A 17,369-nucleotide genomic window follows, 5' to 3' on the forward strand; every position below is an offset into this window, starting at 1 on the left:
TCCAGCTGGCCGGCAGGGAGAAGTCCCCGCCGGCCAGCTGGACGTCTGCCGGGGGCTTGCCGCCCCCAGACCCCCGCTCCGGCCCTGAACGGGCCTTGTCCTCAATCGCCGGACGGGCTGGGTAGTCAGCCCGTCCGGCGTTTGAGGACAAGCGCGTCCAGCGCGAAAGGGGGGTCTGGGGGCGCAGCCCCCAGGGGATGGGACGGGTAAGGGCGGCGGGGGCGAGGAAACTCACCCCTGAACCGGCGGCGCCACGCCCTCCTCCGCATCCCGGGGCCCGAACAACGCCGTCAACCCCAGATGCATCACCAGCGCCGCCACGGACCACACCAGCAACGCCCCCTTCGCCCCCAACTTCAACGGCGCCGAGAACGTAACCCCCTTACCCGCGGACTTCGCCGCAGCGATCACATCCTGGGCGGGCCCGAGCCACACCCCCAGCCGCCACGCCAGCACCGACCCGAGCAGCCCCCCGACCGTCAGCCCGACCACCAGCGGCACACCTCCACGACGCCGGAAGAGAAACACCCCCAGCGCACTCACCGCCCCCAGGGCCAACGCCAGCAGAGTGAACGTTCCGTCGACCCCGATCGCCTGCTCGCCCTCGCTGTCCTTGACGTACACGACCCAGCGGTTCTCGACGATGTTCCCGACCAGCGGCACACTCGGCGCCAGCCACCACCACAGCAGCCCGAGCAGCACCCCACCGAGCGCTACCGCGACCGTGACGACAGCGGCCTCCCGCACTTCCGTCTTCATCCCGGGGCCGTCCTGTCCGTACGCCGCTCCGAACCCGCCCCCCGCAGACGCGGCCGGCGCCGGCCAGTCCTGCCAGGACCGGCTGTCCGGAGCCTGCTGGAGCGAGGGCTGCTGCTGCAAGGGCTGCTGGGGCCGTGAGGCCTCTTCACGTTCACGCGAGGGCTCTTGGTGCGGCGGCGGAGGCGGAGTCAGCGGTGCGGTCACCCTGACATCGTGCCAGGCCCGTCTGTGCGGCGCGTCACCGGACGGCCGCCCGGCGGTACGCCCAGGTCGCGACGGCCAGCGAGACCACCCCGACCCCCGCGCACACGGCCAGGTCACCGAAGACGAAGGCCCAGTCGGGGTCGGGCCCGAAGGTCCGGGCGAAGGCCTCCACGCCGTACGTCGAGGGCAGCAGATCCCGCGCGAACCGCACCACCCCGGGCATCCGGTCGGCCGGCAGCACCCCCAGCAGCAGCGCCGCCGACATGCCCAGCTGCCCGAGCAGCGTGGCCAGCTCCGGCCGCGGCGCGAGCAGCCCGAACGCGGCACCGAGCCCGGCGAGCGCGGCCCCCGCGAGCGGGATCACCAGGGCGAGCACCCACAGATGCGCCAGCGGCAGCCCGTACAGCAGACACCCGAACACGGCCGTCACGACGGTCCCTGGCACGGTGAAGGAGGCGTACGCCCCCGCCGCGCCCAGCACCACGGCGGCGGGCGGCACGGGCAGCGTGGCGTAGTGATCGAGCCCACCGCTGGCCCGCAGCTGCCCGAAGTACTGAGCGAGCAGGTTCAACGCGACAAAAGCAACAACGAGAACAGACGCCCCGGCCACCACGGCCCGGGCCTCCCCGCCCCCCTCCACGACCCCGCGCATCAGGATCATGATCCCGATGGACTGGAAGGTCGCCACGAAGAGCAGCGGAATCCGCGCGACCCGGGCCCGGGACAGCTGCGCCCGGTACACCGCGACCAGCGCGGGCCACAGCCGGGCACGCGGCCCCAGCTCGGCCGTCGCGCGGCGCGCGGGCGCCTCCTCCACGGCCAGGGCTGTGCCCGGCAGCGCTTCCGCGGGTACGACACTCACGTCGAGCTGCTCCTCTTCGTCCCGGTCACGACAGCCGCCCTCTCCCCCGCCAGCACCCGCACCCGCGCCCTTTCTCGCATCCGTACGCATACACGTACGGATCGGAAGTCCCCCGCACTCATGCCGATCACGCCTTCACCAGCCCCTGCACATTCCCCCCGAGCGCCAGATACACGTCCTCCAGGCTCGGTGTGGCCAGCGTGAAGTCGTCCAGCGCGGTGAACGCGGCCCCGCCGGTGACGGTGGCGACGGCCGCGCGGGCCTCCTCGGGGGCCAGCCGCAACGTCCATCTGCGCCCCGACTCGACGGCCCGGTCCCGCAGGGCGGCGACCTCGGGGACGTGCAGGGGCGCCGACTCCCGCCAGACGAGATCGACGCGCACCTCCCCCGCGACCTGCTCCTTCAGCCCGGCCGGGGTGTCGCAGGCGATCACGCGCCCCCGGTCCAGGACAGCGACCCGGTCGAGAACCGTCTCGGCCTCGATCACGTTGTGCGTCACCAGCAGCACCGTCGTACCGCGCTCCGCGCGCCGCCGGTCGACCGCCGACCACACCGCACGCCGGGCCACCGGATCCATCCCGGTCGTCGGTTCGTCGAGGACGAGCAGCGGCCGTTCCCCGACCAGCGCGGTGGCGAAGCAGGCGAGCCGCCGCTGTCCGCCGGACAGCTTGCGGATGGGCCGGGCGGTCAGTGCGGTGAGCCCCAGTTCCTCCAGGACGGCGTCCCGTTCCGCCCGCGCCTGCCGTACCTCCAGGCCGCGCAGCCGCGCGGTGGTCTCGACGGCGAGCGACACGGTCAGTTCGTCGAGGGCGCTGGACTCCTGGCCGAGGTAGGCGAGGATGCGCGCCGCCCGCTCCGGGTGGCGCACGATGTTGTGGCCCAGGATCTCCACGCTGCCCCGGTCGGGGCGCATCAGGCCGGTGATCTGCCGGACGAGGGTCGACTTGCCGGCGCCGTTGGGCCCGAGCAGTCCGAAGATCTCACCGCGCCGGACGTCCAGATCGACAGCGTCGGTGGCCTTCACCTCGGGTGTTCCGGGGGAACCGCGCCGGCCGCGTACCGCCCGATAGGTCTTGGTGAGATCGCGCACCGCGCACACGACATCGTCACCGTGTCGGGCTGCGTGTGCCGTGCGCGTACTCACGAAGGCGAGAGTACGGGGTGCCCGACTCCGCCAGAAATCCAACCCCCTGCCATCGGGGGCCGGCTCACTCCCCCGCGGGCGCGTGCTCCGCGGCCGTACGGACGTCGATCTCGCGCCAGAAACCGGCCCTGATCGCGTACCGGTCGTGCTCGTCGATCTGGTCGTCCTTGTGCGCGAGCAGACCGAAACGGGCGGCGTAGCGCAACAGCTCGCCGTCGATGCGGTGCGGGATGCGGGGGTACATCGTGGACAGTTTCTGCAGGTTGGCGGGCTCGGGGAGGCGCTCCATCCAGCGGCGCGCGAACACCTGTCCGACCTCGTACGGATCACCGCCGACCGTGGTGATGTCCTCCTCGCGGTCCGCCCAGCGCTGCTCGGCCGAGGTGAGCTGGGCGAGCGTCGGCATGGCGGCGACCTCGGGGGGCTCGGCGGACACGCCCGGCCGGTCGACCCAGCCCTTGTCGGAGGACCAGCGCAGGGTCGCGTTCGCGGGCTGCTGAGCGGGCTGGGCGCCGGGGGCCCGCAGCGCGGCCAGGTCCTTGGGGGTCGGTACGCCCTTGGGGGCGGGCACACGCTCCTGCGCGCCGTTCTGCTCGGCGGGCGCCGTCGCATGCTCCTGCTGCTCGTCGGCGGCCCGCTCGGCGCCTTGCCCGAGCGCCGACTCGGGCAGCGGCGCGGACAGGATCGCCGCGATCTCGGGGCGGGGCGCGGGCGGCGGCGCACAGACCCCGCCGAGGTCCTTGGCGCGTACGGCCTTGGTGATCCACGTACGGTCGAGGACGCGCCGCTCGTCGGCCTCGGCGACCAGGTCCTCGGACTGGTTGTAGTCGCCGTCGGCGGCCTGCACGGCCCACAGGTGTACGGCGACTCCGTGCTCCTTGGCGGCCATCATGCCCGGCAGCAGATCGCCGTCGCCGGTGACGAGGACGATGTCGGAGCAGGCGCGGTTGCGGGCCAGCTCGGTCAGCTCGGCGTGCATGGCGGCGTCGACGCCCTTCTGGGCCCACCGTCCGTCGCTGCGGGTCAGGGCGCCGAGGCGGACGGTGACCCGGGGCATCACGCGCAGCCTGCGGTGCTCGGGCTGCGGGACGCGGTCGGGGGCGCCGTCGAACCAGTAGATGCGCAGCAGCGGCCGTTCGGTGTCCGACTCGGCGCGTTCGCGAAGGCCCTGGATGAGGGCGGGGTGGTCGACGGTGATCCGGGACCGCGAGGGCTCTCCGGCGAGCAGACTCGCCGCCGCCCCGAGCAGATACCCGGCATCCACCAGGACGATGCAGCGGTCCACGCGATCCACCCTCTTTCCGGGAGGTTTGCTTCGGGCTTGCTTCGAGTCTGCCCGACCGCGCGGAGGTTAACGGCCCGAACTCGATCTTCGGCGTGGCGTTTCCCCCGTCGGTCGAGGGTCTCACCGCACCACAAGACCTTATTACGCAGGGTAATTCTCCGACATGCACGCTTTGTCGGGCCGTGTGAATCTGAAGTCGGTCCTGGTCCCTAGATCCCCCTCAGGAGGCAGATCACCATGGCCAAGAACAAGAAGCAGAGTCGCCAGCAGCACCAGGCGTCCCAGGCCGAGCGCGGTGCCGAAGAGGCTAAGTCCTCCTCGATGGAGTCGCAGGCCGAGCAGCGCGCCACCCAGGTGACTCCCGGTGATATGGCACGCAAGGGCCGGCAGAAGCGCTTCGGCCACAACTGAACCGTTGTTGAAGCTCAAGCACCGCGAGGGGCGCACCCGTTCAGGGTGCGCCCCTCGCGCACGTCAGTTGATCAACCGGCCAGACAGGACGGGCCGAGCAGCACCTTCAGATCGCCGAAGAGGGCCGGATCCGGCTTCACCCGGTGCCGGTCGAGCCGCAGCACCGTCGTCTTGCTCGGTCCCTGGAGCCTGATGCGGACCTCGCTCTCGCCCTTGTGGTGGCTGAGGATCTCGCCGAGCCTGCTGATCATCGGCGGGGTGATCTTCAGCGCGGGGATGGTGAGGATCACGGGCGCGTTGGTGCCCGCGTTCGACAGGTCGGGGACCTGGAGTTCCATCGCGACCAGCCGGGGCACGTCCTCGCGCTTGTCGAGGCGTCCCTTGACGAACACGACGGCGTCCTCGACGAGTTGGGTCGACACCAGCTGGTAGGTGGCCGGGAAGAACATGCACTCGATGGAACCGGCGAGGTCCTCGACGGTGGCGATGGCCCAGGCGTTGCCCTGCTTGGTCATCTTGCGCTGGAGGCCGGAGATGATCCCGCCGATGGTGACGACCGCGCCGTCGGCGTGCTCACCTCCGGTGAGCTGGGAGATACCGGCGTCGGCCTTGTCGGAGAGGACGTGCTCCAGACCGAAGAGCGGGTGGTCGGAGACGTACAGGCCGAGCATCTCCCGCTCCTGGGCGAGCAGATAGGCCTTGTCCCACTCGTCGGTGGTGAACTCGATGTCGAGGCCGAAGCCGGGCTCGCTGGTGTCCGCCTCGCCCATGCCGCCGAAGAGGTCGAACTGCCCCTCGGCCTCTTTCCTCTTCACCGCGACCACGTTGTCGATCATCGGCTCGAAGTGCGCGGTGAGGCCCTTGCGGGTGTGCCCCATGCTGTCGAACGCGCCGGCCTTGATCAGCGACTCCGTGGTCCGCTTGTTGCAGACGACCGCCTCGACCTTGTCGAGGTAGTCGGGGAAGGAGCCGTACTTCCCCTTGGCGTTGCGGGACTTGATGATCGACTCGACGACGTTCGTACCGACGTTGCGCACCGCGGAGAGGCCGAAGAGGATCACGTCGTCGCCCTGGGCGGCGAAGTTGGACATCGACTCGTTGACGTTCGGCGGGAGCACCTTGATGCCCATGCGCCGGCACTCGTTGAGGTAGATCGCGGACTTGTCCTTGTCGTCCTTGACCGAGGTGAGCAGTCCGGCCATGTACTCGGCCGGGTAGTTGGCCTTGAGGTAGGCGGTCCAGTACGAGACCAGGCCGTACGCGGCCGAGTGGGCCTTGTTGAAGGCGTAGCCGGCGAAGGGGACCAGGACATCCCACAGGCCCTGGATGGCCTCGTCGCTGTAGCCGTTCTTCTTGGCGCCGGCCTGGAAGATGGTGAAGTTCTTGGCCAGTTCGTCGGGCTTCTTCTTGCCCATCACGCGGCGCAGGATGTCGGCCTCGCCGAGGGAGTACCCGGCGATGATCTGGGCGGCCTTCTGCACCTGCTCCTGGTAGACGATCAGACCGTAAGTAACTGCCAGAACCTCTTCGAGGGGCTCCTCCAGCTCCTTGTGGATCGGGGTGATCTCCTGGAGCTTGTTCTTGCGCAGGGCGTAGTTGGTGTGCGAGTCCATGCCCATCGGGCCGGGACGGTAGAGCGCCGAGACGGCGGAGATGTCCTCGAAGTTGTCGGGCTTCATCAGCCGCAGCAGGGAGCGCATGGGCCCGCCGTCGAACTGGAAGACGCCCAGGGTGTCGCCGCGCTGGAGCAGTTCGAAGGTCTTCGGGTCGTCGAGCGGCAGGCCCAGCAGGTCGAGTTCGATGCCCTTGTTGAGCTTCACCATCTTGACGGCGTCGTCCATGATGGTCAGGTTGCGCAGGCCCAGGAAGTCCATCTTGAGCAGGCCGAGCGACTCGCACTGCGGGTAGTCCCACTGCGTGATGGTCACGCCGTCGGTGTGCCGCACCCAGATCGGGGCGTGGTCGACGATGGGCTCGCTGGACATGATGACGCCGGCCGCGTGCACACCCATCTGCCGGACCAGGCCCTCGACGCCCTTGGCGGTGTCGATGACCTTCTTCACGTCGGGCTCGTTCTCGTACATCGACCGGATCTCGCCGGCCTCGCTGTAGCGCGGGTGCGAGGGGTCGGTGATGCCGTTGAGGTCGATGCCCTTGCCGAGGACGTCGGCGGGCATGGCCTTGGTGAGCCGGTCGCCCATCGCGTACGGGTAACCCAGCACGCGCGCGGAGTCCTTGATGGCGTTCTTGGCCTTGATCTTGCCGTAGGTGCCGATCATGGCGACCTTGTCGGCGCCGTACTTCTCCGTCACGTACCTGATCACCTCGACGCGCCTGCGCTCGTCGAAGTCGATGTCGACGTCGGGCATGGAGACGCGCTCGGGGTTGAGGAACCGCTCGAAGATCAGCCCGTGCGGGATCGGGTCGAGGTCGGTGATGCCCATGGCGTACGCGACGATCGAACCGGCCGCGGAACCACGGCCCGGACCGACCGCGATGCCCTGCTTCTTGGCCCACATGATGAAGTCGGCGACGACGAGGAAGTACCCCGGGAACCCCATCTGGATGATGACGTCCATCTCGTACTCGGCCTGCTTCTGGCGGTCCTCGGGGACGTTGCCGTTGAAGCGGCGGTTCATGCCGATCCGGACTTCTTCCTGGAACCAGGTGACCTCGGTGAAGCCGTCCGGGATGTCGAACTTCGGCATGAGGTTCTTCGCCTCGAACATGCCCGCGGTGTCGACCTGTTCGGCGACCAGGAGGGTGTTGGCGCAGCCTTCCTGCCAGGCGTCCGACTGGTCGATGGCGTACATCTCGTCCGTGGACTTCAGGTAGTAGCCGGTGCCGTCGAACTTGAAGCGGTCCGGGTCGGAGATGTTCTTGCCGGTCTGGATGCACAGCAGGGCGTCGTGCGCGACCGACTCGTGCGCGTACGTGTAGTGCGAGTCGTTGGTGACCAGCGGCGGGATGCCGAGCTTCTTGCCGACCCGGAGCAGGTCCTCACGGACCCGGTGCTCGATGTCGATGCCGTGGTCCATCAGCTCCAGGAAGTAGCGGTCCTTGCCGAAGATGTCCTGGTACTCGGAGGCCGCCTTCACCGCCTCGTCGAACTGGCCCAGCCGCAGCCGGGTCTGCAGCTCGCCGGAGGGGCAGCCCGTGGAGGCGATGAGGCCCTCGGACCACTGGGAGATGGTCTCCTTGTCCATGCGCGGCCACTTCTGCAGCCAGCCCTCCGCGTACGCGTCCGAGGACAGCCGGAACAGGTTGTGCAGGCCCGTGGAGTTGGCCGCCCAGATCGTCTTGTGGGTGTAACCGCCGGAACCGGACACGTCGTCGCGCTTCTGGTGCGGCTGGCCCCACTGGATCTTCCGCTTGTTGCGCCGGGACTCGGGCGCCACATACGCCTCGATGCCGATGATCGGCGTGACCCCCGCCTTCTTGGCGGTGTGGAAGAAGTCGTACGCCCCATGGAGGTTGCCGTGGTCGGACATGGCGATATGGGTCATGCCCATCTCGTTGCACGCGTTGAACATGTCCTTGAGCCGCGCGGCACCGTCCAGCAGCGAGTACTGGGTGTGGACGTGCAGGTGCGTGAACGGCGGCTTTGACACGGCGTGGCCTCCATGGAAAACACTCGGCGACAGGCTGCGGGCAGTCTGGGGGGACAGCGACGAAGTCTATGCCTCGGCACTGACAGCGGGTGGGGTCTCCCCCCTACCTTGATGCGTGGGTCGCGGGCACTCAGGCGTACCTTCGAACGTTGGAGGGGGCACGGAGTGGTCCGGCCCGCCGGGCGGCCCGTCCGGCCCCATTTGTCATGCACCACCTGCACCAGGAGGCACCCAGCGATGTCGGTTCCGCAGCTCAGCGCCGAGCACCGCGGCGAGGAGATCCTCACCGTCTTCGACACCGCGTTCGGCCAGCTCCTGGCCGCCGACCCGGCCGCGTTCCGCGTGAAGTTCCGCAAGATGGCGGCCTCGGCGTTCGCGTTCTACCGGGGCACGGCGTGCCTCTTCTACCACGACCTCGACGAGGAGAAGCGGGGCGGGCCCTACCTGGACGACCGCACCGCGCGCGTGTGGATCCACGGCGACCTGCACGCGGAGAACTTCGGCACGTACATGGACGCCCAGGGCCGGCTGATCTTCAACGTCAACGACTTCGACGAGGCGTACGTCGGCCCCTTCACCTGGGACCTCAAGCGCCTCGCCGCCTCCCTGGCCCTCATCGGGTACGCGAAGGCACTCTCCGACGAGCAGATCAGCGAACTCGTGCGGACGTACGCGGGCGCGTACCGCGAGCGGATCCACGCCCTCGCGACCGGCGCGAAGAGCGACGAGGTGCCGCCCTTCACCCTGGACACCGCCGAGGGGCCGCTGCTCGACGCGCTGCGCGACGCCCGCTCGCTGACCCGCTTCGGGCTCCTCGACTCCATGACGGAGATCCGTGACTTCGAGCGCCGCTTCGCACCGGGCGGCGGCTCCATCGAGCTGGACGCGGCCACGCGCTACAAGGTGCTGGCCGCCTTCGACGGCTACCTGGAGACCCTGCCGGAGTCGTCCCTGACCCGCCCGGACTCGTACCGGGTGAAGGACGTCGTCGGCCGGCGCGGCATCGGTATCGGTTCGGCCGGTCTGCCCTCGTACAACATCCTTCTGGAGGGCGCCACGGACGCCCTGGAGAACGATGTGGTGATCTACATCAAGCAGGCCCAGACCCCGGCGGTCTCCCGGCACATCACCGACCCGGCGATCAGCGGCTACTTCCAGCACGAGGGCCACCGCACGGTGATCTCGCAGCGCGCCCTCCAGGACCACGCCGACCCGTGGCTGGGCTGGACCGAGCTGGACGGCCAGGGGCAGCTGGTCGCCGAGGTGTCGCCGTACGCCGTGGATCTGGACTGGGGCGACATCGACGACCCGGAGGAGATCGCGGCCGTCGTCGCCGACCTGGGCCGGGCGACGGCCACGATGCACGCGGCGGCGGACGACCAGTCCGGCGAGTCCCTGGTGCCGTTCTCCACGGAGCGGGCCATCGACGCGGCGATCGCGGCCGACGAGGCGGGCTTCGCGGACATCCTGGTGGACTTCTCCCACGAGTACGGCGCACGCGCGCGTGCCGACCACCAGATCTTCGTGGACCTGTTCCGCAACGGCCGGATCCCGGGCCTGTAGACACGCCTGGGGACACCTCCCGGAGGCCCCTTCCGGACCCCCTGTGGACCGTACTCGCGCTCACAGGGACCTTTTAGGGGCCTCTTACGGGAGTCCGTGACACACTTCCCCCGCTATGGACATATCCGGGACCCAGCTCAGAGCCGTACGCGCGGCACTGTTCACGGCACTCGTCGTGACGCTCAGCAGCGCGTCGCACGTGCTGCTGTCCCGGGTTCCGCTGCCGATGGGGACGGTGGCCGTGATCGCCGCCGCCGTCTTCGTCGTCGCGTACGCGCTGGCCGGCCGTGAGCGCGGCTTCGGCCGGATCGCGGCCCTGCTGATCCCGCTGGAGCTGGCCGCCGACACGGTCTTCACCACCGGCCAGACGGTGTGTTACGGCCGGGCGGGCGGCCCGGTCGCCGGCCCGCTGCGTTCGGTCGGCTTCGACGTGCTGTGCGCCGGCGACGGCGTGGGCACTCCGCTGGCCCGGGTGGCCGACACCGACCGGGTCGGGGCGCTGCTCGCCCACGCCGACCCGTCGACCGCCTGGCTGCTGCTGGCCGCGCACATCGGCGTGGGGCTGGTGGCCGCCGCCTGGCTGCGCCGGGGCGAACGGGCCCTGGGCCGGCTGCTGGACGCGCTCACCGCCGCCGGCTTCCGCCCCCTGCTGCTGGCCGCCGCCGTGGTGACCGTCCGGTCCGCCCCGGCGGTACGCCGCCTGCCGCGACCGGCGCAGCGCGTCGCGACTCCCCGCGCGCGTCTGCTCGTGCACTCCCTGGGACGACGAGGACCGCCGAGTCCGCTCGCCTTCGCCTGAGCGACGGCACCGAGCACCGGCAAGTCCCCTCATTCGTATCCGCGTACGACGTCCATGACGCGTACGCGTTCCCCAGGGAGATCACCAGCATGAGCAAGCGGAACAGCCAAGACGCCAAGAACGCGGCCCGTGAGCGGCTGCGCCAGGAGCGCGAGCGGCAGGCCAAGCGCGACAAGGTCAGGCGGCAGGTCATCGTGGCCGGCGCGGTCGTCGGCGTCCTCGCGATAGCCGGCGGCATCGGCTACGCGGTCGTCCAGAACAACAAGCCGGGTTACTGGGACGAGGCGAAGGACGCGAAGGTCGTCGCGCCGGCCAACACCACGGGCACGAACGGCACGACGGTGGTCCTCGGCAAGAGCACCGCCAAGAAGACCCTCAAGCTGTACGAGGACCCTCGCTGCCCGATCTGCGCCCAGTTCGAGCAGACGGTCGGCACGACCCTCAAGGCGGACTTCGACGCGGGCAAGTTCAAGATCCAGTACATCGGCGGCACGTTCCTCGACGGTGACACCGACAGCAACGGAAAGATCGAGATCGGCTCCCGCGGCGAGGGCTCCAAGAACGCGATGAGCGCCATGGGCGCCGCGCTGAACGTGAGCCCGGAGGCGTTCCTGGAGTACAAGACCGCGCTCTACTCGGCGAAGTACCACCCCGACGAGAGCGACGACAAGTTCAAGAGCGACGACTATCTGATCAAGGTGGCGAACACGGTCGCCGCGCTGAAGAACAACACGACGTTCCAGTCCGCCGTCAAGGACGGTAAGTACGACGCCTGGGCGCTGGCGATGTCCGAGACGTTCAACACCAACAAGGACGGCGTCAACGGCACCCCGAGCCTGGTGATGGACGGCAAGAAGCTCACGGCCCCGAACAGCCAGAACGCGCCCATGACGGTCGCCGACTTCAACACGGCGATCGAGGCGGCTCTGAAGGCCTGAACAGCGGGTTCCGGGCCGGCCGGAGCACCTGCCGTACGGTCCGCCGCCCGGCCCCGGTGGACGATCAGCCGAAGAGCGGGCGAACTTTAGTGATTTCGCCCGCTCTATTGGCCTACTGATCAGTAATCTCAGCGCCCGTGACGAGTCGAAGCAGTTCCTCCGAGTCCACGGGCGCCCGGGTCAACTCCCTCGCCCCGCGCCGCCGTACGGTCGTCAAGGCCGCGGCGGCCACCGCCGTGCTGGCCGGTCCGCTGGCCGCCGCGCCGCTCGCCCGTGCCGCCGAGGCGCCGGCCTTCCTGCACGGGGTCGCCTCCGGCGATCCGCTGCCGGACGGTGTCCTGCTCTGGACGCGGGTGACGCCCACCGCCGAGGCGATACCCGGCTCCGGGCTCGGCCCGGACACGGAGGTGAGCTGGACCGTCGCCCTCGACAAGGCGTTCACGAACATCGTCTCCAAGGGTTCGCTCACCGCGACGGCCGCCTCCGACCACACGGTCAAGGCGGACATCCGGGGCCTCGCGCCCGCCACGGACTACTGGTTCCGCTTCTCGGCCGACGGCACGGACTCCCCGGCCGCTCGCACCCGCACCGCGCCCGCAGCGGACGCCGCCGTGTCCAACCTCCGCTTCGGCGTGGTCTCCTGCGCCAACTGGGAGGCCGGCCACTTCTCCTCGTACCGCCATCTCGCGACCCGCGGCGACCTGGACGCCTGGCTGCATCTCGGCGACTACATCTACGAGTACGGCACCGGCGAGTACGGCACCCGCGACACCGTCGTACGCCCGCACGCCCCCACGCACGAGATCCTCACCCTGGCCGACTACCGCGTACGGCACGGGCGTTACAAGACCGACACCGACCTCCAGGCCCTGCACGCGGCAGCTCCCGTCGTCGCGATCTGGGACGACCACGAGTTCGCCAACGACGCCTGGGCGGGCGGCGCCGAGAACCACTCCGAGGGCACGGAGGGCGCCTGGGCGACCCGGCAGTCCGTCGCGAAACAGGCGTACTTCGAGTGGATGCCGGTCCGCCCGGCGATCGCGGGCACCACCTACCGCCGCCTCCGCTTCGGCAAGCTCGCCGACCTCTCCCTCCTCGATCTGCGCTCCTTCCGCTCCCAGCAGGTGGCCGTGGGCAACGGCTCGGTCGACGACCCGGAGCGTACGATCACCGGCCGGGCCCAACTGGACTGGCTGAAGGCAGGGCTGAAGGCCTCGGACACCACCTGGCGGCTGGTCGGGAACTCGGTGATGATCTCGCCGTTCGCCATCGGCTCCCTCACCGCCGACCTCCTGAAGCCGCTCGCCGAACTGCTCGGCCTGCCCAAGGAGGGCCTCGCCCTCAACACCGACCAGTGGGACGGCTACACGGACGACCGCCGTGAACTCCTCGCCCACCTGCGCTCCAACGCCATCCGCAACACCGTCTTCCTGACCGGCGACATCCACATGGCCTGGGCCAACGACGTGCCCGTGGACGCCGGCACCTACCCGCTGTCCCCGTCGGCCGCCACGGAGTTCGTCGTCACGTCGGTCACCTCCGACAACCTCGACGACCTCCTCAAGGTCCCCGAGGGCACCGTCACCGCGCTCGCCGCGCCGATCATCCGCGCGGCCAACCGGCACGTCCACTGGGTCGACACCGACCGCCACGGCTACGGCGTCCTGGACATCACGGCCGACCGCGCGCAGATGGACTACTACGTGCTCTCCGACCGTACGAAGACGAACGCGACCTCGACATGGTGGCGCTCGTACCGCACGCCCAGCGGCACCCAGAAGATGGAACGGACGTACGACCCGGTGTAGCCAGCCGGGGATCAGTGACCGTCGGCCCTACAGGCTGCCGAGGAAGCCGAGCGCCACCCGCCAGGTGGCCTCGGCCGCCTCCTCGTCGTAGTCCGGCAGATCGGGGTCGGTGTAGAGGTGACCGGCCCCGGCGTACCGGTAGATCTCCACGTCGGCGCCCGCCTTGCCCATCTGGAGATACCAGGAGCCCAGCCAGTCGTCGGTCTCGAAGGCGTCCGGCTCGGCCACGTGCAACTGGACCGGCAGCTCGTCCACCGACGCGGTCTCGGCGATGTCCGACGTGCCGTGCAGCAGCAACAGCCCGCGTGCCTTCTCGTCGCCGAGCGCCAGCGTCTGCGCGGTCGCGGCGCCGAAGGAGAACCCGGCGTACACCAGACCCCGCCCGGAATAGGGCGCGGCGGCCAGGATCGCCCGCTTGAGCAGCTCGTCCTTGCCTATGGCGTCCTTGCAGGCCCTGCCCTCCTCGACGCTCTCGAAGGTGCGCCCGTCGAAGAGGTCAGGGGTCCACACCTCGTGTCCGGCCGCCCGCAGCCGGTCGGCGGCGGCGCGCACGGCGGGACGGAGCCCATAGGTCGAGTGAAAGAGCATGACGTTCATGAGGACATCGTGCCAGCCACCACTGACAACAGCCCCAGCAGCCGAACCTCGCAGTGTGCGTGAGGACACCCGAAGTCACATGTTCATGACCCCCCATCTCCGGTTACGTTCTCCGGCATGGAGAACGTACTGCGCCCGCTGATCGTCGTCGGTGGCTCGGTCGTGCTCACGCTGCTCATCGGCTGGGTCACGGACCGCTTGCTACGGAAGGCGGACGGACGGCAGACCGAGACACCCTTGTGGGGACTGCTGCGCCAGGCCCGCGTGCCCTACCAGCTCGTCCTGTGCGCGGCACTGCTCCGAGGGTCGTACAACCAGGCCGACCTGCTCCAGGAGCACCATGAAGCCGTCGGCCAGGCCCTGACGCTGGTGCTGATCGGCGCGACGGCCTGGCTGATCGTGCGCATCGCGATGGCGATCGTGGACACCTCGTACTCGCGGTACGCGCGTGTCCACCGCGATCCGGCCCGGGTCCGCCGGGTCCGTACCCAGGTGTCGCTGATCCAGCGGGTGGTCGCCGCGATCGTGGGCGTCGTGGCGGTGGCGGCGATGCTGCTGACGTTCCCGGCGATGCGCGCGGCCGGCGCCTCACTGCTGGCGTCGGCCGGCATCCTGGGCATCGTCGCCGGTGTGGCGGCCCAGTCGACGCTGGCCAACATGTTCGCGGGGTTCCAGATCGCCTTCGGCGACATGGTCCGCCTGGGCGACACGGTCGTGGTGGACGGCGAGTGGGGCACGGTCGACGAGATCACGCTGACGTTCCTGAGCGTGCGCACCTGGGACGAGCGCCGCATCACGATGCCGGTGTCCTACTTCACGTCGAAGCCCTTCGAGAACTGGTCGCGGGGCGGCGCCCAGATGACCGGCATCGTCTACTGGCACCTCGACCACACCGCGCCCATGGAGGCGATGCGCGAGAAGCTCCGCGACCTCCTGCGCGAGTGCCCGGCCTGGGACGGCCGCGCCTGCGACCTGTGCGTCACGGACGCCACCCCGAGCACCATCGAGGTACGCGCGCTGGTGACCGCCAAGGACGCGGACGACGTCTGGAAGGTCCGGGTCCACGTCCGCGAGGGCATGATCCGCTGGCTGACCGAACACCACGCGTACGCCCTCCCCCGGGTCAACACGGCGGACGCGACGCTGCCCCCGGGCACGGAGGCCACCCGCCGGTCCCAGGACGGAGCACCTCGCAGGGCACACGAACCGCCGAGGACAGTCGGCCGGGGCTGAACCCACGGGCGGGTACGCAGGGGGTCGAGGGGACGAGAGAACTCAGAGAGAGCGGCGCATCGCACGATGTGCGATACCGGCCTCGAAGAACTCGTCCCCGTACCCCGCATACCCGAGCCGCTCATAGAACCCCGACGCCGAGGTCTGCGCATGCAGATCCACAGCACCGAGCCCCAGCCCCCGGGCGGCCTCCTCGATCTCCCGCACGAGCGCGACCCCGACGCCCAGCCCCCGCGCGTCCTTCCGCACCGCGAGCCGCCCCAGCGACCCCACGGACAGGTCGCCCCCGGTCCGCCCGACCGCCGCCTCCCCGTACAGCAACCGCCCCGTACCGAGCGCCACCCCGTCCTCCCGGACGGCCAGCACATGCAGCGCACCGGGGTCGAACTCGTCGTACTCCAGATCCTCCGGCACCCCCTGCTCGGCGACGAAGACCTCCTTGCGCACCGCGAAGCAGGCCTCTCGGTCGGCGGGATCCTCGACGACGCGCACCACGTACGCCGTCGGCAGGCTCATGCGTACGTCTCCTCGCGCACCCGCTCCAGAGCGTTGGCAAGGTCGTCCGGATAGACACTCTCGAACTCGGCCCATGTCCCGTCCCCGGGGTGCTCGAACCCGAGCCGGACGGCGTGCAGCCACTGCCGGGTCAGGCCGAGCCGCTTGGCGAGCGTCGGGTCCGCCCCGTACGTCAGGTCGCCGACGCAGGGGTGCCGGTGGGCGGCCATGTGGACGCGGATCTGGTGGGTGCGGCCGGTCTCCAGCTTCACGTCGAGCAGGGAGGCCGCGCGGAACGCCTCGATGAGGTCGTAGTGCGTGACGGACGGCTTGCCCTCGGCCGTGACCGCCCACTTGTAGTCGTGGTTCGGGTGCCGGCCGATGGGCGCGTCGATCGTGCCGCTCATCGGATCGGGGTGGCCCTGGACCAGCGTGTGGTAGCGCTTGTCGACCGTGCGCTCCTTGAACTGGCGCTTCAGCGACGTGTACGCGCGCTCCGACTTGGCCACCACCATCAGGCCCGAGGTGCCGACGTCGAGCCGGTGCACGATGCCCTGGCGCTCGGCGGCACCGGAGGTGGAGATGCGGTAGCCGGCGGCGGCGAGCCCGCCGATGACGGTCGTCCCGGTCCAGCCGGGCGAGGGGTGCGCGGCCACGCCGACGGGCTTGACGATCACGACGATGTCGTCGTCGTCGTGCACGATCTCCATGCCCTCGACCGGCTCGGCCACGACCTGGACGGGCGCGGGCGCCTGCGGCATCTCGACCTCGAGCCAGGCCCCGCCGTGGACCCGCTCGGACTTCCCGACCACCGATCCGTCGACCATGACCTTCCCCGCGGCGGCGAGTTCGGCCGCCTTGGTACGGGAGAAGCCGAACATGCGGGAGATGGCGGCGTCGACGCGCTCGCCCTCCAGGCCGTCGGGCACGGGCAGGTTACGGATCTCGGGAACGGTGCTCACCCGTCGAGTATGCCGGACGGGCCCGGCACCCCCGACCGGCCTGTGGACAAACCGGCGCCCGGGCCGTCAGTCCTTGTGGACGGTCCCGTCCGGGTCGAGCCCCTTGAAGGACAGCAGAACGATCAGGACGCCGCCGCAGACGATCGCCGAGTCGGCCAGGTTGAAGACCGCGAAGTGCTTGGGCGCGATGAAGTCGACGACCGCGCCCTCGAAGACGCCCGGCGAACGGAAGATCCGGTCGGTCAGATTGCCCAGCGCACCGCCGAGCAGCAGCCCGAGCGCGATCGCCCAGGGCAGGCTGTAGAGCTTGCGGGCCAGCCGGGCGATCACGACGATCACGGACGCCGCGATGACCGTGAAGATCACGGTGAAGGCCTCACCCATGCCGAAGGCGGCGCCCGCGTTGCGGATCGCCTCGAACTTCAGCCAGTCCCCGATGATCTCGATCGGCGCGTGGTGCTCCAGCTTGGCGACCACGATCATCTTGCTGACGAGATCCAGCGCGTACGCCAGCGCGGCGATCGTGAACAGCACGAAGATCCGGCGCTTGCCCCGGGGCCGCTCGTCCGGGCGCTGCGTCCCGGCGTCGTCGGAACCGGGCTGCTCCGGCTCGGCCCCCGCCGCGTCTGGGATGTCCGGCGTACCGATGATGCGCTCCGCCTCTGCCACGTGAGTCCCTCAACCTAGGTTCCTGACTG

The 17,369-nt window shown here is 70.0% G+C and carries 15 protein-coding genes; 6 read left to right on the forward strand and 9 right to left on the reverse strand.

The window, feature by feature from the left end; translation table 11 throughout:
* Positions 1-231: 231 nt before the first annotated feature.
* The 4 genes from ACWDR4_RS28205 to ACWDR4_RS28220 form a co-directional block, all read right to left on the reverse strand.
* Positions 232-963, reverse strand: coding sequence for a hypothetical protein (locus ACWDR4_RS28205; protein ID WP_450412895.1), 732 nt, complete (start codon positions 961-963; stop codon positions 232-234).
* A 34-nt stretch (positions 964-997) separates the two neighbouring features.
* On the reverse strand, positions 998-1,825 hold the full coding sequence (locus ACWDR4_RS28210) for an ABC transporter permease (RefSeq protein ID WP_450412897.1): 828 nt from the start codon (positions 1,823-1,825) through the stop codon (positions 998-1,000).
* Positions 1,826-1,952: 127 nt separating this feature from the next.
* Positions 1,953-2,924, reverse strand: a complete 972-nt coding sequence (locus ACWDR4_RS28215) for an ABC transporter ATP-binding protein (protein ID WP_450412938.1) — start codon at positions 2,922-2,924, stop codon at positions 1,953-1,955.
* A 109-nt stretch (positions 2,925-3,033) separates the two neighbouring features.
* The gene (locus tag ACWDR4_RS28220) at positions 3,034-4,254 is read right to left on the reverse strand and encodes an NYN domain-containing protein (RefSeq protein ID WP_450412899.1); all 1,221 of its coding nucleotides are present in this window, start codon (positions 4,252-4,254) and stop codon (positions 3,034-3,036) included.
* 237 nt (positions 4,255-4,491) lie between these two features.
* Between ACWDR4_RS28220 and ACWDR4_RS28225 the strand changes: the two genes are divergently transcribed.
* The gene (locus ACWDR4_RS28225) at positions 4,492-4,665 is read left to right on the forward strand and encodes a hypothetical protein (RefSeq protein WP_369035085.1); all 174 of its coding nucleotides are present in this window, start codon (positions 4,492-4,494) and stop codon (positions 4,663-4,665) included.
* Positions 4,666-4,736: 71 nt separating this feature from the next.
* Here the strand turns inward: ACWDR4_RS28225 and dnaE are convergent, their stop codons facing one another.
* Positions 4,737-8,276 carry a DNA polymerase III subunit alpha gene (gene dnaE / locus ACWDR4_RS28230; protein ID WP_450412902.1) on the reverse strand — a complete coding sequence of 1,180 codons (3,540 nt, stop codon included), beginning with the start codon at positions 8,274-8,276 and terminating at the stop codon, positions 4,737-4,739.
* Between the two features lie 237 nt (positions 8,277-8,513).
* On the opposite strand from dnaE, the gene ACWDR4_RS28235 reads away from it, so the two are divergent.
* The 4 genes from ACWDR4_RS28235 (at position 8,514) to ACWDR4_RS28250 (ending at position 13,384) form a co-directional block, all read left to right on the forward strand.
* Positions 8,514-9,839 carry a DUF2252 domain-containing protein gene (locus ACWDR4_RS28235; protein WP_450412903.1) on the forward strand — a complete coding sequence of 442 codons (1,326 nt, stop codon included), beginning with the start codon at positions 8,514-8,516 and terminating at the stop codon, positions 9,837-9,839.
* Positions 9,840-9,954: 115 nt separating this feature from the next.
* Positions 9,955-10,638: a hypothetical protein gene (locus tag ACWDR4_RS28240; RefSeq protein WP_450412904.1), complete on the forward strand. Its 684-nt coding sequence runs from the start codon at positions 9,955-9,957 to the stop codon at positions 10,636-10,638.
* Positions 10,639-10,727: 89 nt separating this feature from the next.
* Complete coding sequence (locus tag ACWDR4_RS28245) at positions 10,728-11,576, forward strand: thioredoxin domain-containing protein (RefSeq protein ID WP_450412905.1); 849 nt, start codon at positions 10,728-10,730, stop codon at positions 11,574-11,576.
* Between the two features lie 137 nt (positions 11,577-11,713).
* Positions 11,714-13,384 carry an alkaline phosphatase D family protein gene (locus ACWDR4_RS28250; RefSeq protein WP_450412906.1) on the forward strand — a complete coding sequence of 557 codons (1,671 nt, stop codon included), beginning with the start codon at positions 11,714-11,716 and terminating at the stop codon, positions 13,382-13,384.
* 27 nt (positions 13,385-13,411) lie between these two features.
* Here ACWDR4_RS28250 and ACWDR4_RS28255 read toward each other — a convergent pair whose 3' ends face one another.
* Positions 13,412-13,981, reverse strand: coding sequence for a dienelactone hydrolase family protein (locus ACWDR4_RS28255; RefSeq protein WP_450412907.1), 570 nt, complete (start codon positions 13,979-13,981; stop codon positions 13,412-13,414).
* Positions 13,982-14,098: 117 nt separating this feature from the next.
* Here ACWDR4_RS28255 and ACWDR4_RS28260 point away from each other — a divergent pair, with 117 nt between their 5' ends.
* Positions 14,099-15,214, forward strand: a complete 1,116-nt coding sequence (locus tag ACWDR4_RS28260; protein WP_450412908.1) for a mechanosensitive ion channel family protein — start codon at positions 14,099-14,101, stop codon at positions 15,212-15,214.
* A gap of 42 nt (positions 15,215-15,256) precedes the next feature.
* Here ACWDR4_RS28260 and ACWDR4_RS28265 read toward each other — a convergent pair whose 3' ends face one another.
* From ACWDR4_RS28265 to lspA, 3 genes are all read right to left on the reverse strand, one after another.
* Entirely contained in the window at positions 15,257-15,730 is a 474-nt protein-coding gene (locus ACWDR4_RS28265) for a GNAT family N-acetyltransferase (protein WP_450412909.1), read from the reverse strand.
* Entirely contained in the window at positions 15,727-16,671 is a 945-nt protein-coding gene (locus ACWDR4_RS28270) for an RluA family pseudouridine synthase (RefSeq protein ID WP_450412910.1), read from the reverse strand. Before ACWDR4_RS28270 ends, ACWDR4_RS28265 begins: the two co-directional genes overlap by 4 nt.
* Before the next feature lie 66 nt (positions 16,672-16,737).
* Positions 16,738-17,340 (reverse strand): signal peptidase II, encoded by a 603-nt coding sequence (gene lspA, locus ACWDR4_RS28275; protein WP_450412911.1) that lies wholly within the window; start codon positions 17,338-17,340, stop codon positions 16,738-16,740.
* Positions 17,341-17,369 lie beyond the last annotated feature (29 nt).

The sequence above is a fragment of the Streptomyces sp. NPDC000878 genome (genome assembly GCF_053599695.1).